This is a genomic window from Streptomyces monticola (assembly GCF_042665355.1).
In the GTDB taxonomy this organism is placed as follows: Bacteria; Actinomycetota; Actinomycetes; order Streptomycetales; family Streptomycetaceae; genus Streptomyces; species Streptomyces monticola.
This window is the reverse complement of the sequence record NZ_JBHTCF010000025.1, coordinates 86,390-107,820: the sequence shown is the minus strand read 5'-3', so window position 1 is coordinate 107,820 and position 21,431 is coordinate 86,390. Positions and strand designations below refer to the sequence as shown.

16 protein-coding genes and 1 pseudogene are annotated in these 21,431 nt (G+C 70.8%); 8 read left to right on the top strand and 9 right to left on the bottom strand.

The window, feature by feature from the left end; all coding sequences use genetic code 11:
* Positions 1-33: 33 nt before the first annotated feature.
* From ACFQVC_RS37435 to clpS, 4 genes and pseudogenes are all read right to left on the bottom strand, one after another.
* Positions 34-1,494, bottom strand: coding sequence for an amino acid permease (locus ACFQVC_RS37435; protein WP_381839363.1), 1,461 nt, complete (start codon positions 1,492-1,494; stop codon positions 34-36).
* Positions 1,495-1,870: 376 nt separating this feature from the next.
* Positions 1,871-3,405, bottom strand: a pseudogene (locus ACFQVC_RS37430) (alanine/glycine:cation symporter family protein).
* Between the two features lie 469 nt (positions 3,406-3,874).
* Complete coding sequence (locus ACFQVC_RS37425; protein ID WP_381839360.1) at positions 3,875-4,468, bottom strand: DUF2017 domain-containing protein; 594 nt, start codon at positions 4,466-4,468, stop codon at positions 3,875-3,877.
* Positions 4,468-4,794 carry an ATP-dependent Clp protease adapter ClpS gene (gene clpS, locus ACFQVC_RS37420; protein WP_381839357.1) on the bottom strand — a complete coding sequence of 109 codons (327 nt, stop codon included), beginning with the start codon at positions 4,792-4,794 and terminating at the stop codon, positions 4,468-4,470. The genes ACFQVC_RS37425 and clpS overlap by 1 nt, the downstream gene beginning before the upstream one ends.
* A gap of 95 nt (positions 4,795-4,889) precedes the next feature.
* Between clpS and ACFQVC_RS37415 the strand changes: the two genes are divergently transcribed.
* Positions 4,890-6,224, top strand: coding sequence for a nicotinate phosphoribosyltransferase (locus ACFQVC_RS37415; RefSeq protein ID WP_381839354.1), 1,335 nt, complete (start codon positions 4,890-4,892; stop codon positions 6,222-6,224).
* A gap of 218 nt (positions 6,225-6,442) precedes the next feature.
* Entirely contained in the window at positions 6,443-7,030 is a 588-nt protein-coding gene (locus ACFQVC_RS37410; RefSeq protein WP_381839351.1) for an isochorismatase family protein, read from the top strand.
* A gap of 26 nt (positions 7,031-7,056) precedes the next feature.
* On the opposite strand, the gene ACFQVC_RS37405 is transcribed toward ACFQVC_RS37410, so the two are convergent.
* Both ACFQVC_RS37405 and ACFQVC_RS37400 read right to left on the bottom strand, forming a co-directional pair.
* Complete coding sequence (locus tag ACFQVC_RS37405; RefSeq protein WP_381839348.1) at positions 7,057-7,371, bottom strand: hypothetical protein; 315 nt, start codon at positions 7,369-7,371, stop codon at positions 7,057-7,059.
* Positions 7,372-7,494: 123 nt separating this feature from the next.
* Positions 7,495-9,867, bottom strand: coding sequence for an immune inhibitor A domain-containing protein (locus tag ACFQVC_RS37400; RefSeq protein WP_381839345.1), 2,373 nt, complete (start codon positions 9,865-9,867; stop codon positions 7,495-7,497).
* 465 nt (positions 9,868-10,332) lie between these two features.
* Between ACFQVC_RS37400 and ACFQVC_RS37395 the strand changes: the two genes are divergently transcribed.
* Entirely contained in the window at positions 10,333-10,650 is a 318-nt protein-coding gene (locus ACFQVC_RS37395; protein WP_381839343.1) for a hypothetical protein, read from the top strand.
* A gap of 105 nt (positions 10,651-10,755) precedes the next feature.
* Here the strand turns inward: ACFQVC_RS37395 and ACFQVC_RS37390 are convergent, their stop codons facing one another.
* Both ACFQVC_RS37390 and ACFQVC_RS37385 read right to left on the bottom strand, forming a co-directional pair.
* On the bottom strand, positions 10,756-11,511 hold the full coding sequence (locus ACFQVC_RS37390; protein ID WP_381839341.1) for an RDD family protein: 756 nt from the start codon (positions 11,509-11,511) through the stop codon (positions 10,756-10,758).
* 229 nt (positions 11,512-11,740) lie between these two features.
* On the bottom strand, positions 11,741-13,375 hold the full coding sequence (locus tag ACFQVC_RS37385) for an RDD family protein (RefSeq protein ID WP_381839338.1): 1,635 nt from the start codon (positions 13,373-13,375) through the stop codon (positions 11,741-11,743).
* 271 nt (positions 13,376-13,646) lie between these two features.
* On the opposite strand from ACFQVC_RS37385, the gene ACFQVC_RS37380 reads away from it, so the two are divergent.
* On the top strand, positions 13,647-14,120 hold the full coding sequence (locus ACFQVC_RS37380; RefSeq protein WP_381839335.1) for an SsgA family sporulation/cell division regulator: 474 nt from the start codon (positions 13,647-13,649) through the stop codon (positions 14,118-14,120).
* A 53-nt stretch (positions 14,121-14,173) separates the two neighbouring features.
* Here the strand turns inward: ACFQVC_RS37380 and ACFQVC_RS37375 are convergent, their stop codons facing one another.
* Positions 14,174-15,553: an FAD-binding oxidoreductase gene (locus tag ACFQVC_RS37375; RefSeq protein ID WP_381839332.1), complete on the bottom strand. Its 1,380-nt coding sequence runs from the start codon at positions 15,551-15,553 to the stop codon at positions 14,174-14,176.
* A gap of 97 nt (positions 15,554-15,650) precedes the next feature.
* Between ACFQVC_RS37375 and ACFQVC_RS37370 the strand changes: the two genes are divergently transcribed.
* The 4 genes from ACFQVC_RS37370 to ACFQVC_RS37355 all read left to right on the top strand — a co-directional run bounded on the left by ACFQVC_RS37370 (position 15,651) and on the right by ACFQVC_RS37355 (position 21,426).
* Positions 15,651-17,450 carry a tetratricopeptide repeat protein gene (locus ACFQVC_RS37370; RefSeq protein WP_381839329.1) on the top strand — a complete coding sequence of 600 codons (1,800 nt, stop codon included), beginning with the start codon at positions 15,651-15,653 and terminating at the stop codon, positions 17,448-17,450.
* A gap of 98 nt (positions 17,451-17,548) precedes the next feature.
* Positions 17,549-18,271 (top strand): hypothetical protein, encoded by a 723-nt coding sequence (locus ACFQVC_RS37365; RefSeq protein WP_381839326.1) that lies wholly within the window; start codon positions 17,549-17,551, stop codon positions 18,269-18,271.
* 252 nt (positions 18,272-18,523) lie between these two features.
* The gene (locus tag ACFQVC_RS37360) at positions 18,524-19,822 is read left to right on the top strand and encodes a tetratricopeptide repeat protein (RefSeq protein WP_381839323.1); all 1,299 of its coding nucleotides are present in this window, start codon (positions 18,524-18,526) and stop codon (positions 19,820-19,822) included.
* A 98-nt stretch (positions 19,823-19,920) separates the two neighbouring features.
* On the top strand, positions 19,921-21,426 hold the full coding sequence (locus ACFQVC_RS37355) for a nickel transporter (protein ID WP_381839320.1): 1,506 nt from the start codon (positions 19,921-19,923) through the stop codon (positions 21,424-21,426).
* Positions 21,427-21,431 lie beyond the last annotated feature (5 nt).

Genomic DNA, 21,431 nt, shown 5'->3' with positions numbered 1-21,431 from the left:
GGTGCTCCGGACGCTTCGGTGCCGCCTCCTGCCTCAGCTCTTGGTGTCCTCCAGGGCCGGCGCCGCGGCCTGCTTGCGACGCTGCACGGCCAGATAGCCGACGGTCAGGATCAGAGCCCAGAGGGGGGCGAAGTACAGCGAGATCCGCGCTTCCTCGTCGACGCCCATGAGCACGATGGCCGCGGCGATGAAGGCGAGGGCGAACATGCTGGTGTAGGGGGCGCCGGGGGCCTTGAAGCTGGACTGCGGCAGCTCACCGCGGTCGGCCTTGCGGCGGTACTTGAGCTGGCTGATCAGGATCATGATCCAGGCCCACATACCGGAGATGGTGGCGAAGGAGACGACGTAGTCGAACGCCTCACCCGGGAACTCGTAGTTGATCCAGACGCCGAACAGCATCAGCGAGGCCGAGAAGCTCGTGCCGACGAGCGGCAGGCCGTTCTTGGTCAGCTTGGTGAAGAACTTCGGGCCCTGGCCGCTCAGCGCGAGGTCGCGCAGCATCCGGCCGGTGGAGTACATACCCGAGTTGCAGGAGGACAGGGCGGCGGTGAGGACCACGAAGTTCACGATCGCGGCACCGATACCGAGGCCCATCTTCTCGAAGGCGGCGACGAACGGGCTGACACCGGGCTGGAAGTGGGTCCACGGCACGACCGACAGAATCATGATCAGCGCACCGACGTAGAAGACGGCGATCCGCCACGGCACGGTGTTGATGGCCTTGGGCAGCACGGTCTTCGGGTCCTTGGACTCACCCGCGGTGACGCCGACGAGCTCGACGGCCATGAAGGCGAACATCACCAGGTGCAGGGTCATCAGGGAGTTGCCGACGCCGTGCGGGAAGAAGCCGCCCTCGCTCCACAGGAGCGACATGGAGGCGCTGTCGGCGGCGTCGGAGAAGCCGATGGTGAGGATGCCGGCACAGATGAGGATCATGCCGATGATCGCGGTGACCTTGATCATCGAGAACCAGAACTCCAGCTCGCCGAAGAGCTTCACGGAGATCAGGTTGGCGCCGAAGAGGACCACGGTGAAGATCAGCGCGAACACCCACTGCGGCTGATTGAGCCAGCCGTCGGCGTTCTTGGTCCAGAACTGCATGTACTCGGAGGCCGCGGTGACCTCGGTGATTCCGGTGACGACCCAGAAGAGCCAGTACGTCCAGCCGGTCACGAAGCCCGCGAACGGGCCGATGAACTCACGGGCGTACTCCGAGAAGGAGCCCGACACCGGGCGGTACATCAGGAGCTCGCCGAGCGCCCGCATGATGAAGAAGATGACCAGACCCGCGAGGGCGTACACGAGGATGAGGCTCGGGCCCGCCTTGGAAATGCCCTTGCCGGCGCCGAGGAACAGGCCGGTGCCGATGGCACCGCCGATCGCGATCATCTGGATCTGCCGGGCGCCGAGGCCGCGCTGGTACCCCTCGCCGGACGTGCCGCCGGCCACGGCCTCATTGCCGTCGTACTGCTTGTCGACCTGCGCTGAGGTCATGATGTGCGCCTTTCTCCATGCCGACCCGTGCCACTGTGGCCCGGATCGGGTCCCGACCCCCCGGATGTGGATGGAGCTTTTGCCTATCGACGTTCGGCCGACGGGGCGCCCTCGCGGTACATGGGTGGCGTCACGCGAGTGGTCGTGAAGATTTACCACGGCGCGGCGAACGCCCCTCGGGAAAAAATGTGGCACGGACCACAGGAAGAACCGGACAAAGGCCCCTTGCGACGGCAATAACGGCCGGATGGGTGACGGGATCGTTATCCGGATTTGAGAGTCCGTTGAGCGAACGCGCGAGGGCCCGCGCCCACCGGAACGGGTGGGCGCGGGCCCTCGGTCGCCCCGCCCTGCGCAGGGCGGGGCGGTCGGGCTGTCAGACCTTCGCCTTCTCCAGCGCGGCGTCCTCCGACTCCGGCTCCTGCTCGCCGTTCTTGCGGCGCTGGACGTACGCGAGGAACGAGTTCAGCTCCCGCTTGGCGATCGGGGCGAGGAGGTAGAGGCCGATGATGTTGAAGACGGCGAGGAGGAAGAGCACCGCGTCGGCCATGTCGATCAGCGTCTGCAGGGTCAGGAGCGCACCGGCGACCGAGAAGACGGTGTAGATCGCCTTGTACGTGACCTCGCTGGCGCGGCTGCGGCCGAAGAGGTACGTCCAGGCCTTGAGGCCGTAGTAACCCCAGGTCAGCACGGTCGAGATGGCGAAGAGCAGCACCGCGACGGTCAGGACGTACGAGAACCAGGGCAGCACGGTCCCGAAGGCGTCCGAGGTGACGGTGACGCCCTCGACCTGGCCGCTTCCGGCCTCCCAGCTGTCGGGGCTGGCGATGACGACGGTCAGCGTGGTCATGGTGCAGACGACGACGGTGTCGATGAACGGCTCGAGGAGCGCCACCAGACCCTCGCTCGCGGGGTGCTTGGCCTTGACCGCGGAGTGCGCGATCGGAGAGGAACCGAGACCGGCCTCGTTGGAGAACGCGGCCCGCTTGAAGCCGATGATCAGGGCACCGAGGACACCGCCCGCGACACCCTCGGGGTTGAAGGCACCCTCGACGATCGTGGCGATCGCGGACGGGACGGCGGTGACGTTGACGAGGATGACGACCAGGCAGGCCACGATGTAGAGGCCGGCCATGGCCGGGACCAGACGGCTGGTGACCGAGGCGATGGAGCGGATGCCGCCGAGCAGCACGATGCCGACCAGGGCCGCGATGATCAGGCCGAAGAAGAGCGCGCCCGCGGACGAGCCCATGGCGCCGCCCTCGCCGCCGGTGACGGAGACCAGCTGCGCGTAGCCCTGGTTGACCTGGAACAGGTTGCCGCCGAAGAGGCCGAAGAACAGGATCATCACGGAGGCGAGCACGGCGAGCACCTTGCCGAGCGCCTTGCCGCCGGAGCCGAAGCGCTCGGCGAGGCCCTTGGGCAGATAGTGCATCGGGCCGTCGGAGACACAGCCGTCCTCGTGCACCTGGCGGTACTTCACACCGAGGGTGACCTCGACGAACTTGGTGGCCATACCGAGCAGGCCGCACAGGGTCATCCAGAACGTGGCGCCCGCACCACCGATGGAGACGGCGACGGCGACACCGGCGATATTGCCGAGGCCCACGGTGCCGGAGACCGCGGCGGTCAGCGCCTGGAAGTGGTTGACCTCGCCGGCCGACCCCTTCTCGTCGCACTTCCCTCTCACCACGTCCACGGCGAGCTTGAACTTACGCAGCTGGATGGCTCCGAACCAGGCCGTGAAGACCAGGCCGGCGACCACCAACCAGGCGACGGTCAGGGGCAGTTCGGTGCCTGCGACGGGCACCGAATGGAAGACGACCTCGCCGGGCCAGGTGGCTACGGGCTCGACGTGCTCAGCTCACTGATCGCGTCGTCGATGGAGGTGGTGATGGAATCGAGTGACATGTGACTGCCTCGATGGCGCAGTGCTGCTGCACGGCTGGAGCGGCAGCAGGGCAGAAGTGCGGGCTGGAGCGAACGCCGTTGTCCGATCGGCGACTTGGGGCGTTCCTTGTCCGCGGACCCGGACAAGGTGGTGCCTCGGTCGTGCGCGCGCCGGGCATGCCTCGGGCATGCGCTGGACGCGTGTCGTTGCGTCGTGCGTTGCTGGCGATGCGCCAGGTCTCCACTGCGGCGAGGGGTGGCGCCGGAAATGGAGTTGACGATTCTCGCCATGTCTTTAACGCTGCTTTACGTGACGCAGGTCACCCGCAAAACAGCAAAAAGGCCCCCACCTGTCAGGAAGGGGCCCCGCTGTGACGGGATCGCATTCGGGCAGACGGCCGAGATTGCGTCCGGTAATCGGGCTCTCAGCCTCGGCGAACCGGGGTATATGCCGTCACATCCACCGCGTGACCGCGTGAGCGCGCTGCGCTCAGGCCATCAGCGTCTCGACGAGCGTCTCCTGCAGCCCGCCCAGCCACAGATACGCCATCACCATCGGCTTGCGCGGATCGCTGTCCGGCAGCTGATAAAGGAGGTCCGTGTCCTCCTCGTCGATGACGTCGAGGCGGGCGGCGATCGCGAGCCGCAGGTCGTTGAGGGAGCCGAGCCACTGCTTCGACTCGTCCACCGAGAGCTTGAGCACCGCGCCGCCGTCGCCGCCGGAGCTGAGCGCGTCCAGGGAGTGCACCACCACGAGGGCGCTCTCCCGCTTGCCGGCCCGCAGGTCGTTCTCCGTGAAGCGCCTGAACTCGGCCGAGTACTCCTTGAGTTGGTCGTCCGGGACCGCCTCGGGGTCGCCGTACGCGTCCGGGAAAAGGCGCTGCAGGACCGGGTCGGACGGCGGCTCGCTCGGGCCCTCGGCGAACAGCTCCGCGAGCGGGTCGGGGTCCGCTTCCGCGCCGCCGGGTCCCGGCCCGATCAGTTCGAGGAGCTGGACCGCGAGCGAGCGCAGGATGGAGATCTCGACCTCGTCGAGCGCCACGGCCGCGCCGCCGCCGGGGATCGGCTCGAAGTGCCCGGCCATCAGGTGCGGTCCTGGCTCAGGGTCGCCCACAGGCCGTAGCCGTGCATGGCCTGCACATCGCGCTCCATCTCCTCGCGGGTACCGCTGGAGACGATCGCGCGCCCCTTGTGATGGACGTCGAGCATCAGTTTGTGCGCCTTGTCCTTCGAGTAGCCGAAGTACGTCTGGAAGACATACGTCACATAACTCATGAGATTCACCGGGTCGTTGTGCACGATCGTGACCCAGGGGACATCGGGCTCCACGACGGCGGAGACCTCCTCCGCCGACTCGGGGCGCTGGACCTCTACGGGGGACACATCGGGAGCCACACTCACTTGCCCCATGCTGCCACTTGCGCCCGGCTCCCGCACAAATGACCCCCGGAAATCGTCAGAGTGACGAGATAGGGGTAGCATCCGGAAGCATGAACAGTGGGCCTTTGAACGCTGCAGACCCCGGCCTCGGTCTGCCCGTGGATGTGCCGTCGACGGCGCTCTTCACCGACCACTACGAGCTGACGATGCTGCAGGCCGCCCTGAAGGCCGGCACCGCCGAGCGCCGCTCGGTCTTCGAGGTCTTCACCCGCAGACTGCCCGAAGGGCGCCGCTACGGCGTCGTGGCAGGTACGGGGCGCGTCCTTGACGCCGTCGAGAACTTCCGCTTCGACGACGCCGTCCTCGGCTTTCTGCGCGAGCGCCGCGTCGTGGACGAGCCGACCCTGAAGTGGCTCGCCGGATACCGCTTCAGCGGCGACATCTGGGGCTACCCGGAGGGCGAGGTCTACTTCCCCGGCTCGCCGGTCCTGCGGGTGGAGGGCTCCTTCGCGGAGTGTGTGCTCCTGGAGACCGTGATCCTGTCCATCCTCAACCACGACTCGGCGATCGCCGCGGCCGCGTCCCGGATGTCGGCCGCCGCGGGCGGGCGCGCCCTGATCGAGATGGGCGCCCGGCGCACCCACGAGCTGGCCGCGGTGGCCGCCTCGCGCGCGGCGTACGTCGGCGGCTTCGACACCACGTCCGACCTGGCCGCGGGCTTCCGCTACGACATCCCCACGGTCGGCACCTCCGCGCACGCCTTCACTCTGCTGCACGACAGCGAGCGGGATGCCTTCACCGCCCAGGTGGACTCGCTCGGCCGGGGCACGACGCTGCTCGTCGACACCTATGACGTCGCCGAGGCGGTACGGATGGCCGTGGACGTCGCGGGACCCGAGCTCGGCGCCGTGCGCATCGACTCCGGTGACCTGCTCCTGGTCGCGCACCGCGTGCGGCAGCAGCTGGACGAGCTCGGCGCGACCCGGACGAAGATCGTGGTCACCTCGGACCTGGACGAGTACGCCATCGCCTCGCTCGCCGCGGCCCCCGTGGACGCGTACGGCGTCGGCACCCAGCTGGTCACCGGTTCGGGCCACCCCACCTGCTCGATGGTCTACAAGCTGGTCGCGCGGGCGAAGTCGGCCGACCCCAAGGCCACACTCGAACCGGTGGCGAAGAAGTCCCTGGGCGCCAAGTCCTCGCGCGGCGGCCGCAAGTGGGCCGCGCGGCGCCTGGACGAGTACGGCGTCGCCGAGGCCGAGGTGATCGGCACCGGGCCCGTGCCCGCCGAGCTCGCCGACCGGCAGCTCCTGGTGCAGCTGGTCAAGGGCGGTGACGTGGTGGCCCGCGAGCCGCTCGACACCGTGCGCGAGCGGCACAAGGCGGCCCGTGATCTGCTGCCGCTCTCGGCGACGCAGTTGTCACGCGGGGACGTGGTCATCCCCACGGAGTATGTATGACGGCGTGAAGGCGCGCTCGCGGTGGCCGCGCACAGACGGTCGAGCGCGCATGAACGCACGGCGAGCGGGAAGGCAACGGCAGTCACCCACCGGCGGCGTGAGCAGCCAAACGCCCTCTCCCGCAATGCACTTGGAGTCTCTAGGCTCAGTCGGTATCGGCCGAGCCGCACCTTCCACCCGGATCCTCAGCCGACGCCTCCAGCCGAAGGACAACCACCATGCGCCGCGCCCTGATTGTCGTGGATGTGCAGAACGATTTCTGTGAGGGCGGCAGCCTCGCCGTGGCCGGCGGCGCCGATGTCGCCGCGGCGATCACGGATCTGGTGGGCCAGACCGCCGGGGCGTGCTACCAGCATGTGGTCGCCACCCGTGACCATCACATCGCCCCCGGCGACCACTTCGCCGACCACCCCGACTATGTCGACCACTGGCCCGCGCACTGCGTGGCCGGCACGGAGGGCGTCGGCTTCCACCCGAACTTCGCCCCCACGGTCGCCTCGGGCGCGATCGACGCGGTCTTCGACAAGGGCGCGTACGCGGCGGCGTACAGCGGATTCGAGGGCGTCGACGAGAACGGCATGCCGCTGGCGCGGTGGCTGCGGGCGCGGGAGGTCTCCGAGGTGGATGTCGTGGGGATCGCCACGGACCACTGCGTGCGGGCCACGGCTCTCGACGCGGCCCGCGAGGGTTTTCGTACGCAGGTGCTCCTCGACCTCACGGCCGGGGTGGCGGAGGAGACGACTCAGCGGGCCCTGGAGGAGCTGCGCGAGGCCGGCGTGGAGCTGACCGGCAAGCCGGTGGTTTAGCGGGGCCGGGGCCGGGAGGGGAGAAATCAGGCGGGCCTGGCCGGGCGCAACAGGGCCCTGATCGGATGCCAGAGTTCATCCGCCTCGTCCGGTGCCGTGCGCCATATCAGGCCGTCCGGATGGTGCAGGACCGCCGTGATCTCGTCGGGGGTCGGCGGGGCGGAATTGCCCCGCAGGTACACCGCCCGCAGCCCCAGGTTCCGCAGCCGCGTCAGCGCCCGCGCCCGGTTCGCGGCATGCACCAGGACCCGCACCTTGCCCCCGGCCCGGTCAGGGCTCGGCAGGGTCAGGGCCACCACCACACTGCCGTTCGGCAGCTTGCTGAAGCCTCCTCCAGCCATCCGGCATCACACCCCCGTGAGACGTTGCGTCAATAAGAAACCCACAGGACGCACCTAAACACGATCGGCCGCGACCCGCTAGAGGGTCGCGGCCGATACGTCCCTGACCTGCAATAACGCCGATCAGTCCTGCTGGGGGCCCACCTGGACCGTGATCGTTTCGCCGTTGGCCGGCTGCTTCAAGATCGAGATCCGGGTGTTGGTGTCAGTTACCTTCACGCCCGCCGTGGGGTTCGACGGGTCGTAGTACGACACCCAGTGACCGTCGTCGAAGACCGGCACTCCGGCCCGCGCCGGGATCTTCTTCGCGACCCCGTCCTTGTGCAGAGTGATCGCGTCGGTGCGCTCCCGGCTGAAGGGCGAGTCGAAGGACTGGATGCGGTTGCGCATCAGCGTGCCGTCGCCCCACTTCTCGGCCTTCGGGCGCGCGTCGATCGGCAGGACCAGACCCTGGCCCGGGTGCACGCCCGTGTTGTTGTCGGCCTGCGAGGTGTCCCACTGCCAGAGCAGCAGACCGTTCTGGTACGGGAAGTGCTCGACCCAGTTCTCCCGCGTCTTGGCCCAACCGAAGTTGTACGGGCCGGACTTGAGGGTCTTGTCGTACGACACGTACTGCCGGTTCTCGGCGATGTAGTACTGCGCGTAGTCCTTGGTGAAGGACGCGCCGATACGGTCGAAGCCCTTCTTGGTCCAACCGCCGTCATCCGTCTCGGCGTTGTCCGTGAACAGCTTCTCGCCGTCCGCGGTCACCGAAATGCCGTCCGCCGCAAAGCCCTTGAGCGAGGTGCCGCCGTCCGTCTGGTAGCGGAAGCGGAGTTCGACCTTCTTGCCGGCGTAGGCGTCGAGCGGGTAGCCGAGCTTCTTGTACGCGCCCGAACTCCCGGTCAGGGCGGGCTTGTCACCGCCGTCACGCGGGATCGGCTTGCCGTCCGCGGTGCCGTCGAGCGGGGTGTAGCTCGCGCCGCCGTCCGTGGAGACCTCGGCGTAGGCGTAGTCGTAGTTCTCCTCGATGTCCCACCAGCCCGAGAGGTCGAGGGACGCCTTGGACCTGCCGGTCAGGTCGACCGTGCGGGTCAGGGTGTTCTTGAGGTCGTCGCCCTGGCCGCTCCACCACTGCTTGGCGCCCTCGGCCGGCTTCGTGATGGTGGTCGTCACCGGCTTCTTGGGGAGTTCGACGACGAGCGCCTGCTTGTTCTTGGTCTGGAACTCGGCAAGACCCAGCTTGTGCGTGGACTTCGTCCCGGCCTTCGCCGTGTCGTAGTCGAGCCAGCCGAGCTGCAGCTTGTCCCAGGCGGTCATGTCACCCGGCAGGTCGCCGATGGAGTCCTTGCCGCGGCCGAGCCACGAGCCGGAGGACATCAACGACCAGTAGGCGGTGGAGTTCTCACCCTTGCCCGAGGTGTCGTAGAGGTCCGGCAGACCGAGGTCGTGGCCGTACTCGTGGGCGAAGACGCCGAGGCCGCCGTTCTCCGGCTGCATCGTGTAGTCGCCGACCCAGACGCCGGTGCCGCCGATCTGGGTGCCGCCCGCCTTGTTCTCGGCAGGACCCGTCTTGCCCGCGTCCGAGCCGTACGCGTACCACCGGTGCGCCCAGATGGCGTTCTCGCCCTCGGCGCCGCCGCCGGCGGACTCGTCCTCACCGGCGTGCACGATCTGGAAGTGGTCGATGTAGCCGTCGGGTTCGTTGAAGTTGCCGTCGGCGTCGAAGTCGTAGCGGTCCCACTTGTCGTACTCGGCGAGCTGCGCCTTGATCTCGGCGTCGGTCTTGCCGGCCGCCTTCTGGTCGGCGGTCCACTGGTTGGTGCCGTCGCGCACCGCGTCCCAGACGTTGGCGCAGTTGGTGTCGCCGCAGTAATTGGAGCCGTAGCGGGCCTCGTTGTAGTCGACCTTGACCCAGTCGGAGACCTCGCCGTCCACCGAGTAGCGGCCCGAGGACTGCTTCTCGTAGTACTTCTTGACGGACTCCTTCTTCGGGTCCTTGGAGAAGTACAGGTCCTGGAAGTGCTGCTTGTTGTAATCCGCCTGCCAGGCCGTGGAGTTGTCGTTCTCGCGATCCGGCTGGGCGATCTTGTTGTGCTGCGGGCCCGGCTTGCCGCCGTACTTCTTCACCGGCGGCTTCGGTCCGTCGCCGTCCGGGTCGTACATCGTGGTGTCGTCGACCTTGTCGCCGAACTCCACCAGGATCGTGAAGATCTTGTCGGTCTTCTCCCGGCCGAGCTCGACGTACTTTCCGTCGTCCAGCTTCACGACATGGGAGGCACCGCGCTTGGTGGCCTTCGCGTCGCCGGATATGACCTGCCGCAGGGCGTCCTCGCGCAGCTGCGCCTGGCGCTCGCTGAACGGCCCCTCCAGATCGTGGTCGTCATGGCCCTTGCCCTTGGCGGGCGCCGGGTCCTGCCGCTCCACGTCGGCGGCCCGCTGCCGGCCGTGGTCATCGGCCTGCGCCATGCTGTACGCCGACACCGTCGCGCCGGCCGCGGCAAGCGCTGTCACCACGGCTGCCGCCCGCAACGTACGGCGGCGTCTGCCGCTCCTGGTCCCCTGGATCACTTCGTACTGTCCTCCCCCGCGACCGCGCCTGATGGAGCCTGCGGATGAGGAGTGATGGGTTCCGGGCGCAGGGCCGCGTCACAAGTGACGCCATTCGACCGGAGTCACGCGAGAAAAGACAGACCTTGACTTGGAGCGTTCAAGTGCGTTACGCGGTCGACCAGTTGCACTATCCGGACACTGTTGGTTCTTGAGTGGTTCCCCGTCGGACCTTGAGCGAGGGCGCGTACATCTCAAGTCATGGACTGTCGAGTGAGCCCGTGCGCCCCTCATGCTTCGGCACCGTGGGTTAGGTCACGCTTACTACCCGTTCCGCCCGGGAATCCAGCGGAATAGAGTCACGCGACGGCGCGCTAAGCCAAGTCGACCGTCCATCCGCATCTGCTGTCCCCCAGGACGACGGAGTTCGCCATGCCTCGCCCGACTGCCGCACAGCTCGCCTACGGTTCCGCCACCGTAATCTTCTCGACCCTCGCCATGCTGCTGCTGTCCCAGACGACCACGGGCATCGGCATCGCCGTCATCACCATCGCCGCCCTGGGTCTCGGGCTGCTGGTCGCCGTGACCGTGCCGATGCCGAGGGCGGCGCCGAGTCCACGTACCTCCCAGGCGCCGGAACCCGCCGTCGCCGCCACCGCGGCCGCGACCGCCTCCGACGAGCGCATACCCGTGCAGCGAGTGCACTCCGGCGCCGAGCCGCGGGTCACCGAGCCCTCGCTGCGCCGCTGAACTCCCCTTCCCCACCCCGGAGTTCGGCAGCACCCCGCACAACAGCCGGCGGGCCCGTGACGCTTGTCACGGGCCCGCCGGCGCACATCCGCCGCTCGGGGTCGTTCAGGCCGTGCTGACCACCACCGTCTTCGCGGCCTTGTCGTGCAGACCCTGCTTGTACGGCTTGTCGAAGAAGCTCCAGCCACCGCAGATCGCGGTCCAGATGCAGGCGCAGCAGAACGCGAACGGCAGCCACAGGACCGCGGCCCGCACCAGCGCGGTCTGCATGGTCGGCGTGGCCCCGTTGTCGAGGTTCGCGACCCGCAGGCCGAGCCACTTCTTGCCGAGCGTCTGACCGGTCTTGGAGATCATCACCGTGTCGTAGCCGGTGTAGAGGACCGCGGCGAGCAGCGACTGCCCGAAGGACTCGCCGTACTCGACCTTGTCGGGGTCGGTCTCGAAGTGCACTCCGCCGAAGAGCAGCGAGAGCAGATAGACCACGGCGCCGACGATGATCATGTCGATGACGCGGGCGAGTACGCGCTTGCCGCTGTCGGCGAGCGGCGGCATCCCGGCCAGCGGGTCGGTTCCGCCGTAGCCACCGCCGTACGGGTCGCCGCCGTAGGGCGGCGGCATACCGCCGCCGGGCGGGGGCGGCGGAGTGCCGAAGCCGCCCGCGCCGCCCGCGCCGTCACCGGGCGGGGGCGGGGGCGGAGTGTTGTACGGGTTGTCGGCGCCGCCGCCCGAAGGCGGGGGCGGCGGCTGCGGGCTGTCGTACGGAGAGCCGCCACCGCTGCCCGCGGGCGGCTGCTGCGGCTTGCTGAACGGATCGTCGTCCGGCGGGCCCGAGCCCGGGGGCGGCGGCGGTTGTGTGGTCATGGCCCGAGTCGACCGTGCCGGTGGGCGGCCCGCACGCGGCAGGGGGCCGAACGGGCGACGCATCACGCCCGTCCGGCGATTGCGGGCGACCCATCACGCCCGTCCGGCGATTGCGGGCGACGCATCACGCCCGTCCGGGGGCACCTCCCAGCGGTAGCTGGAGGAGTTTGAGGACAAGCCCGAAGGGCGGGTTCACGGAAGCCGGACGACGTCCAGGGACGAACCGACCTCAGCCGGTCCCGGCCACGAACGTGCGCGCCGTCTTGTCGTGGAGGCACTGTCGCCACGGCCGGTCCCACGTGCACCACAGCACGCCGATGACACCGATCATCAGGACACCGGGAACGCTGTACACCAGCCAGCGCCGCAGAGCCGCACCGAAGGTCGGGGCGACATGCTCCTCGATGTCCCGCACCTCGATCTTCATCAGCTTCTTGCCGAGGGTCACACCCCACTTGGAGGTGGGCAGGGCCTCGTAGAGGACACCGAAGACCAGCAGGACGGCGAGCACGATGCCGAGGTACAGCGACGTCGTGCCGTCGAGCAGCCACACCGTGGTCTCCACGCCGGACTGCTTGGCGTCCTGGATCTTGCCGTCGATGTGGTCCACGGACTGGGTGACCAGCGGTACGGCGACCGCCGCGGTGACCGCGCCGGTGATCACCGTGTCGATGAGCCGGGCCACGAGCCGCTTGCCGAGCGAGGCGGGCCGGGCCGCGGCCGCCGCCTGGGCGGCCGCGAGGAACGGGTCGTTGGCCACCGGCCTGATCGGCGCGGCGGGGCCCGCCGCTTCCGGACCCTGCGCCAGCTGCTGCACCTGCTGCGGCCAGGAGGCGGCACCGCCACCGGGCCCCGAGGTCATCGGCGAACCGGCGGGGCCGCCGGACTGCGGCTGCGGATAGCCGTAGCCGGACTGCGCGGGCTGACCGGGCTGACCGGGCTGACCGGGAACGGCGGGCGCTCCCTGCTGTGGGTAGCCGTAACCGGACTGCGCGGGCGCGGAGTTGCCCGGTGCGGCAGGGGCGCCGCCCTGTGACTGCGGGCCCGCCGAGCCAGGCAGCGCGCGGATCGCCATGGTGCCGGGCTCGGGCTGCTGCGGGGCCTGGCCCGCGCCCTGCGGCCCGCCCTGGCCCTGTGCTTGGCCCTGCGTCTGACCCGGTGCACCGCCGGCTCCGGGACGCACCCGGCGGACCATCACCGTGTGCTCGGCGGGCGGGCGGCCCTGGGCGTCGCCCGGCGCCGCCGGATTCTCACCGGAAGCCGGAGCGGCCGGGGACGCCGGAGCTGCCGGGGGCTGCTGGCCGCGACCGGGCTTCAGGGCGCGGATCGTGACCGTGCCGTCCGGCCGCTCGCCGGGAGCCTGGGCCGCGGGCTGCTCGGGGGACTGCGCACCGTGGGTGCCCTGCGGCGGGGTGCCGGGGACGCCCTGCGGCGGCGTACCGGCGCCGGTCTGCGGGGCCTGGCCGGTGCCGCGCGGGTCGGAGTCGTCCGGGGAGCCCCAGGAGACCCGGCGGTCCTGCTCGCCGCCGAACCCGGCCTGCCGGGACGCGTCGGCGCCCCACGCGGAGGCGGGCTCGGGGCGGCCCGGCTGGCCGGTGGCCGCCGGGCCCGGCTCGGCCGCGGGCTCCTCGTCGAAGAACATCGGGCCGGTCTCCTCGGCCGGAGCGACCTGCTGCTCGGGGAGGACGGCCGGGGCGCCGCCGGGCGGTTCGGGCATCGGCTCGCCCTCGGCGGGAGCGGGGCGGCTGGTGCCGGGCACCCAGGCCGCGCCGTTCCAGTACCGGATATATCCGGGGATGGAGGGATCCGGGTAGTACCCGCTGTTGGGGCTGGAGTCGCCGGGTGCCGGGGTTGGGGCGCTCATGGTCCGTCGTCCCGTATCTGCTCGAAGGTCTTGTTGTGGCTCCACATCTATCAGACCCTCGCAACCCCTCGGGCCGCTCCGGGCGTTCCGTCCACTTTCCGGGCACATTCCGGTCGCCGAAAAGAAACCCGGAAAAGCCGCGTAAGCACGGACGGCCATCGCGCTCTCACCTCATGCGGGCCTGCTTCGGGCCCCGCACCGCAGCAGCACAAGCCGCAGGCGCAAGCCACCGGCTCAAGCCGCAGGAACAAGAGGGAAGGAAGCGCACAAGATGCACACCGTGGTGGAACGCGAACTGGAGCTCAAGCTGGTCCTCTCGCCGGAGCGCAGCATCCCGGTACCGGCCAGGCTCACCTACCGCACGGACGACCCGTACGCCGTGCACATCACCTTCCACATCGGCTCCGACCAGCCGGTGAACTGGACCTTCGCCCGTGAACTCCTGGTCGAGGGCGTCTTCAGGCCGTGCGGCCACGGGGACGTGCGGGTCTGGCCGACCAAGATGGACGGGCGCAGCGTCGTGCTGATGGCGCTGAGCTCACCGGACGGCGACGCCCTCCTGGAGGCACCGGCGGCCGCCGTGTCCGCCTGGCTCGAGCGCACCCTTCGGGTGGTGGCGCCGGGTTCTGAGTCCGAGCAGCTCGGCATCGACGACGGCCTGGCCGAGCTGCTCGCCCCGACTCCGGCCGACGACCTGTGGCTGCGGGACCCGTGGCCGTCCGACGAGTCGAAGGACGGTGAGTGAACCGCGTACCCGCGCGCGTGCCCGCGGATCGTGCGGAAGCAGGAGAGCCGAGGTCAGAACAGCTTGCCCGGGTTGAGGATGCCGAGGGGGTCGAAGGTCTGCTTGATCCCGCGCTGCATCTCGATGCCGACGGGGCCGATCTCGCGCGCCAGCCACTCCTTCTTGAGTACGCCCACACCGTGCTCGCCGGTGATCGTGCCGCCGAGTTCCAGACCGAGCCCCATGATCTCGTCGAAGGACTCCCGTGCGCGCCGGGACTCGTCGGGGTCCTGTGCGTCGAAGCAGACCGTGGGGTGGGTGTTGCCGTCCCCCGCGTGTGCGCAGACGCCGATGGTCAGTCCGTACTTCTCGGCGATACGGGCGGTGCCGTCGAGCATGTCGGCGAGCCGGGAGCGGGGGACGCAGACGTCGTCGATCATCGTGGTGCCCTTGACCGCTTCGAGCGCGGTGAGCGACAACCGCCGCGCCTGGAGCAGCAGTTCGGACTCGGCGTGATCGTCGGCGGGCACCACGTCGGTGGCCCCCGACGCGGCGCACAGCTCACCGACCGCGGCCAGGTCGGCGGCCGGGTCCGCGGTGTCGAAGGCGGCGAGCAGCAGGGCTTCGGTGCTGTCGGGCAGCCCCATCTGCGCCATGTCGTTGACGGCCTTGATGGTCGTACGGTCCATCAGTTCCAGGAGCGAGGGCACATGCCCGCCCTCCATGATCTTGCAGATCGCCTCGCAGGCGGCGGCCGTCGAGCCGAACTCCGCGGCGAGCGCGAGCTGCGCGGGCGGCTCCGGCTTCAGCGCGAGCACCGCGCGTACGACGATGCCGAGACTGCCCTCTGAGCCGACGAACAGGCGCGTGAGGTCATAGCCCGCGACGCCCTTGGCGGTACGGCGGCCGGTGGTCATCAGACGCCCGTCGGCGAGGACGACATCGAGTCCGAGGACGTACTCGGCGGTGACCCCGTACTTCACACAGCACAGGCCGCCCGATGCCGTGCCGATGTTGCCGCCGATGGTGCACTCCTCCCAACTGCTGGGATCCGGCGGGTAGTAGAGACCGTGTTCGTTCACGGCGCGGGAGAGCGCGGCGTTGACGACGCCCGGTTCGACGACGGCTATCCGGTCGACCGGGCTGATCTCCAGGATCCGGTCCATCTTGATCAGGGACAGCACGATGCAGCCGTCCGACGCGTTGGCCGCGCCGGACAGGCCGGTGCGCGCGCCCTGGGGCACGACGGGGACGCGCAGCGCGGTGGCGGTGCGCATGATGTGCTGCACCTCTTCGACGGTGCGCGGCATGACCACGACGGCGGGGGCCCCGGCGTCGCAGAAGCTCGCCATGTCATGGGCGTACGAGGACATCACGTCCGGATCGGTGAGCACCGCGTCGGCGGGCAGTCCGTCACTCAGCCGGGCCAGGAGCACTTCGGATCCACCGTTCATGATCCAAGGGTCGCACCGGGGGCCATCGGTGTGAACCCGTCTGCCTTCGCCTTCCTGTGCCACCATGTGCTCTTCGTATTGACGCACAGTGTGCGCCATGGAGAACGAACAGCCGGTCCCCGCCGCCGTACCGGAACCGGAGCCCGTGCCGGAGCCCGCACAGGAGTCGGCACATGCGCCGGCGCCGGTACGTGAAGCTCCGCGCCGCCGCCTCTCCCCCGCCGCGCGGCGCGCCCTGTTCACCTCGGTCGCGGGGGCCGCGGTGCTCACCGGCCTGCTGACCCTCGTACCGCTCCTGCAGGACGAGGAGACCAAGCCCGCGCTCGGGCCCGTGGGGCGTGCGATGGCCGCGACCGGAGCCGGCGCACCGGCGGCGCTGCCCGATCTCGCCGCCCTGATCGGCGACCGCGAGGCGCATGTGCGCACCCACCCGGGCGACGAGGAGTCCTGGGCCGTGCTCGGTGCCGCCTATGTCGAACAGGCCCGCCGCACCGCTGACTTGACGTACTACCCGAAGGCCGAGGACGCCCTGAAACGGTCGCTCGCCACCCGCCACGCCGACCAGGGCAACGTCGAGGCGCTCGCCGGGATGGCGGCGCTCGCGGCCGCGCGGCACGACTACCGCGCGGCGAAGAAGTGGGGCGAGCTGGCGGTGATGCAGGCGCCCGAGCGCTGGACCCTGTACCCGAATCTGATCGACGCCTACGGCAGGCTCGGCGACCACAAGGCGGTCGGCAAGACCCTGGAGAAACTGCAGGAACTGCAGTCCGGCAGCGCCGTGATGGCGCGTACCGCCCAGGTCTACCGGGACCGCGGCTGGCGCGAGGACGCGGCGGCGGCCCTCTCCGACGCGGCCGCGCTCGCCGAGACCCCCACCGAGCAGGCGGCGTATCTGCACCGCGTCGGCGAGCTGGCCTTCGAGCGCGGCGAGGCCGCGGAGGCACTGCGCTACTTCGAGGCCGCCCTGCGCACCGACCCCGAGCAGCACGCCGCCCTCGCGGGCAAGGGCCGGGCCCTGATGGCGCTCGGCAGGACCTCCGAGGCGCTGGTCGCCCACCAGGCGGCGGTCACCAAGCTGCCGCTGCCCGAACACATCCTGGAACTCGGCGAGTTGTACGAGTCGCTCGGCATGGAGCCGGCCTCGCAGGCCCAGTACGACACCCTGCGGGCCCGGATCAAGGAGGAGAGCGCGGGCGGCGTCAACGACGCCCTCGTCCTCGGTCTCTTCGAGGCCGACCACGGGGACGCCGACGCGGCGGTGCGGCGTCTCACCGCCGAGTGGAAGCGGCATCCGGGCCGCCAGACCACGGACGCTCTCGGCTGGGCGCTGCACCGGGCGGGCGACAGCAAGAAGGCCCTCTGGTACGCGAAGAAGGCGATGAAGGACGGTCCTCGCAGCGCCCTGTTCGCCTACCACCGGGGGCAGATCGAGCGGGGCCTCGGGGAGCCGGGGGCGGCCCGCCGGTACCTCCAGGAGGCGCTGCGGATCAACCCGCGCTTCTCACCGCTCTTCGCGCCGTACGCCGAAGAGGCGCTGGACGAGCTCGGCGAACCGCCCGAGGGCGGCCCCGCGAACATGCACGGCAAGCCGCCACAGTCCCCCGAACTGCGGCGTCCGGCGACGGGGCAGCGGCCGGCGCGGCCCGGACGCACCTCGGGGAGCAAGCCGTCCACCGGCAAGCCGTCCACGGGCAAACCGTCCGGCTCCGGCTCCGGTGCGGGCGCCGGCTCCCGGGAGACGTACCGCAAGAGCCCGCAGCAGCAGAGCCCGCGCCGTGAGCAGAGCGCCACTCCGCGCCGCACCGGGCAGTCCGAGCCGAAACGGACCGCGCCGCGCAAGCAGCCGCAACGACAGCAGCCCGCCAAGCCCGCACCGAAGCGGACGGCAAGCCGCTGACGACGGGACGGCGGCGGGCTCACCCAAGGGGGGGGCATTGAACCTCCGGCGGCCGCACGGGCCGCCGGGGCAGCAACCAGCCCAGCAAGGAGCTCTTCATGCGCCGAGCGCGCCTGCTGGCCGGTGCCGTCCTGGCATCGGCCCTCGCCCTGACCACCGCACTTCCCGCCACCGCGGCGCAGGCCAACCCGAAGCCGCCGCCGGACCCGTTCCACGCGGGCACCGTGGCGTCCGACATCAATCTCTACGTCGCCCGCGGCGGTCACGCCGAGATCAAGCTCGCCCCCGGCCTGCAGGCCAAGGTCAAGGCCGCCGGCGCCTCGTTGAAATACCTGCACCCCTTCAGCAACATCCCGGGCAGGGACACGCTCGCGGGCTTCCGGATGCCGGTCGGCAACCGCTACGACGCGATCCAGCTGGACACCCGCTTCACGTACCCCGGCGGGCTCGTCCTCACCAACCCCAAGCTGAAGAAGACCTTCTCCTTCAACGGCGTCTCGCTGTACATCGAGCCGGTCATCGCCGGCTTCTACGCCCACCCGTGGGTCGGCGACAAGCAGCTCGGCAAGAAGTTCAAGCTGGTCGACGCGAGCTTCGTCGAGGCGCTCACCACCGGCGGCTTCTTCGCCCCGCACTTCGAGGACGGGCAGTTCTCGTGGGGCCCGACCAACGTCAGCCTGCGGGTCACCGCGGAGCTGTCGGACGCGCTGAAGTCCGTCGGCGTCAAGGCCGCCAAGGGCGAGGTGTTCGGGCACATCACCGTGCGCTGGAACGACAACCCGGAGTGGAAGGACGAGGACAAGATCAAGCTGGGCAAATAGCGGCACTGAAGCGACACCGAGAGCGACACCGAGGCGGGCGGCTCACGTCGGCCTGCTCTTCGCCTGGCGTTCGGTCACCGGACGTCGCGCGGATCGCCCTGCCCCGGACGGGCTGAGAGATCGGCCCGTCCCGGGGGCTCCTCCCAGCGGTGGCCGGGGAGCTCGGGCGGCAAGCGGCCATCGGTGTGAAGTTGGCCCGCGGGGGACGACCGGGGGCGCACGCCGGTCGCGTCCCGCCCCCACAGTGGCAACGTGAAGCTCCTGATCCGCACCGCAGTCGCAGCCCTAGCAGTCGCCGGGATCGGGTCCTGGCTGCTGACCCTCGGGCCCGGTGAGCCACCGCCGCCCGCACCGCCGGCCGCGGTGGCCCCGGCCTCCGCGCCCGATCTGCCCCAGCTGCTCGACGCCCGGCAGAAGTGGCTGCGCGCACACCCGGACGACGACCGTTCGTGGGCCGTGCTCGGCTCCGCGTACGTGGAGCAGGCGCGGCGCGGCGCGGATCCCTCGTACTACCCCAAGGCCCAGGCCGCACTTGAGCGTTCGCTGAAGCTGCGGCCCGAAGGCAATGTCGACGCACTGGTCGGAATGGGCGCGCTCGCCAACGCACGGCACGACTTCGCGGCGGCCCGCGACTGGGGCGAGCGGGCCCGGAGGGCGGCGCCCGCGAGATGGCCGGCCTATCCGGTCCTGGTCGACGCCTACACCCAGCTCGGCGACTACCCGGCGGCCCGCGACGCGCTGCAGCGGCTGCTCGATCTGCGGCCCGGACTGCCGGCCTTCACCCGCGCCGGGTACGAGCTGGAGATGCGCGGCCGCGGCGACGAGGCCGCGGACGCGCTGCACCGCGCCCTCGACGACGCCACATCCCGCTCCGACCGCGCCTTCTGTCTGCACCGGCTCGGCGAACTGGCCTGGGAGCGCGGTGAGGTGCGCGGGGCGCTGCGGAGTTACGAGGACGCGCTGCGGGCCGACGCGAAGGCGCACCAGGCGCTCGCCGGGCGGGCCAAGGCGCGGGCCGCGCTCGGCGATACGCGGGCCGCCCTCGCGGACTACGAGCAGCTGACGGAACGGGTTCCGCTGCCCGAATACGTGCTTGCGCGGGGCGAGTTGCTCCAGTCGCTCGGGCGTGAGCGGGAGGCGGGCGAGCAGTACGAGGTGCTGCGCGCCGAGATCGCCCTCTTCGCCGAGAACGGCGCCACCGACGACCTCACCCTCGGCCTGTTCGAGGCGGACCACGGCAGCCCGGAGCGCGCGGTGCGGCAGCTGCGCGGCGAGTGGAAGCGGCGGCAGAGCGTCCTGGTGGCCGATGCCCTCGGCTGGGCCCTGCACCGGGCCGGGCGCTCCCAGGAGGGCCTCACCTATGCCCGTAGGGCTTCCGAACTCGGCTGGGAGCGCGCCGAGTTCGCGTACCACCGCGGGGAGATCGAGCGCGCCGTCGGCCTGCACGACGAGGCCAGGACCCATCTGCGGCAGGCCCTGCGCCTCAACCCGCACTTCTCACCGCTCCAGGCTCCGGCGGCCCGCAAGGCCCTGGGGGGTGACGGGGTGTGAGGCGGGCAAGGCGGGCGGCTGTGGTGCTCGTGACGGTGATCCTGGCCGCCTTGTGCGGTCAACCCGCGGCCACAGCGCACCCGTTGGGGAATTTCACCGTGAACCACTACCACGGGCTGCGGGTGCTGCCCGGACGGATCGAGGACACCGCCGTCATCGACCGCGCCGAGATCCCGACGCTGCAGGCACGGGGGCGGGACGATGCCGCCGGGGTGTGCGGCGCCGTGGCCGGATCCCTGCGGGCGCGGGCCGACGGCGAGGAGCTCACCTGGCGGGTCACGGAGAGCCGGCTCACCCACCCCGCGGGGCAGGCCGGACTGCGCACCACCCGGATCAGCTGCTCCCTGCGGGCCGATGCCGATCTCGCGGACGGCGGCGCGATCGAGTTCTCGGACGGCTACGGGGAGGGGCGCCTCGGCTGGCGCGAGGTGACCGCCACGGCAGCGGGCGGGGTCCGGCTCGCCGCCTCCGATGTGCCGGGCCGGAGTGTCTCCGACGAGCTGCGCCGCTACCCGGACGATCTGCTCGCCGCCCCGCTCGACGTCCGGGGGGCCGTGCTGCGGGTCGAGCCGGGGGCGGCCACCGGGGCCGGTGCGCCCGCCGCGCTCGCGTCGGACGGGATGAGCTGGCTGGCCGGGATGGACCAGCGGCTCGCCTCCTTCGCCGCCCGTGACGGCCTCACTGTGCCCGTCGGCCTGGCCGCCGTGGCCCTCTCCCTGCTGCTCGGCGCCGCACATGCCGCGCTGCCCGGGCACGGCAAGACCGTGATGGCGGCCTGTATGGCGGGGCGGCGCGGCGGAGTGCGGGACGCGATGACGGTGGGGGCGACCGTGACGTTCACGCACACCGCGGGCGTCCTGCTGCTCGGGCTGCTCCTCACGGTGTCCGCGACCCTCGCCGCCGACCGTCTCCTCAGCCTGCTGGGGGTGGTGAGCGGGGTGCTCGTGGTGGGGGTGGGGGTGATGCTGCTGCGGGGGGCGCGGGTGCCACATGGCCATGCGCACGGCCATGGGCACACGCACGGACACGGGGACGGGCATACGCACGGGCCCGGCGAGGGCCACGCACACGGACACGGGGACGGGCATACGCACGGGCCCGGCGAGGGACACTCGCACGGGCCCGGCGAGGGCCACACACACGGGCCCGGTGAGGGCCACACGCATGGTCCCGGTGAGGGCCACTCACACGGACACCAGGGCGGCCACGCCCACGGACACACGGACGGCCACTCGCACGGGCCCGGTGCGGGTCACTCGCACCGGCACCGCCGGCGCACCCTGCTCGGCATGGGCGTCGCCGGCGGACTCGTGCCCAGCCCCTCCGCCCTCGTCGTACTGCTCGGTGCCGTCGCCCTGAACCGGACCGCGTTCGGTGTCGCCCTGGTGCTCGGCTACGGCCTCGGCATGGCGGTCGTGCTCACCGCCGCCGGGCTGCTCGTGGCCCGGTTCGGCGACCGGGCCGAGCGGCTGCTCGCCCGCAAGGGCCGTGCCCTATGGCTACGGCGCTTGCGGGCGCGGCTTCCGCAGCTGACCGCCGCGCTGGTGATCGCCGTGGGAGCGGGGCTCGCGGTGCGCAGTGCGGTGCCACTCCTCGGCCCCTGAGACGG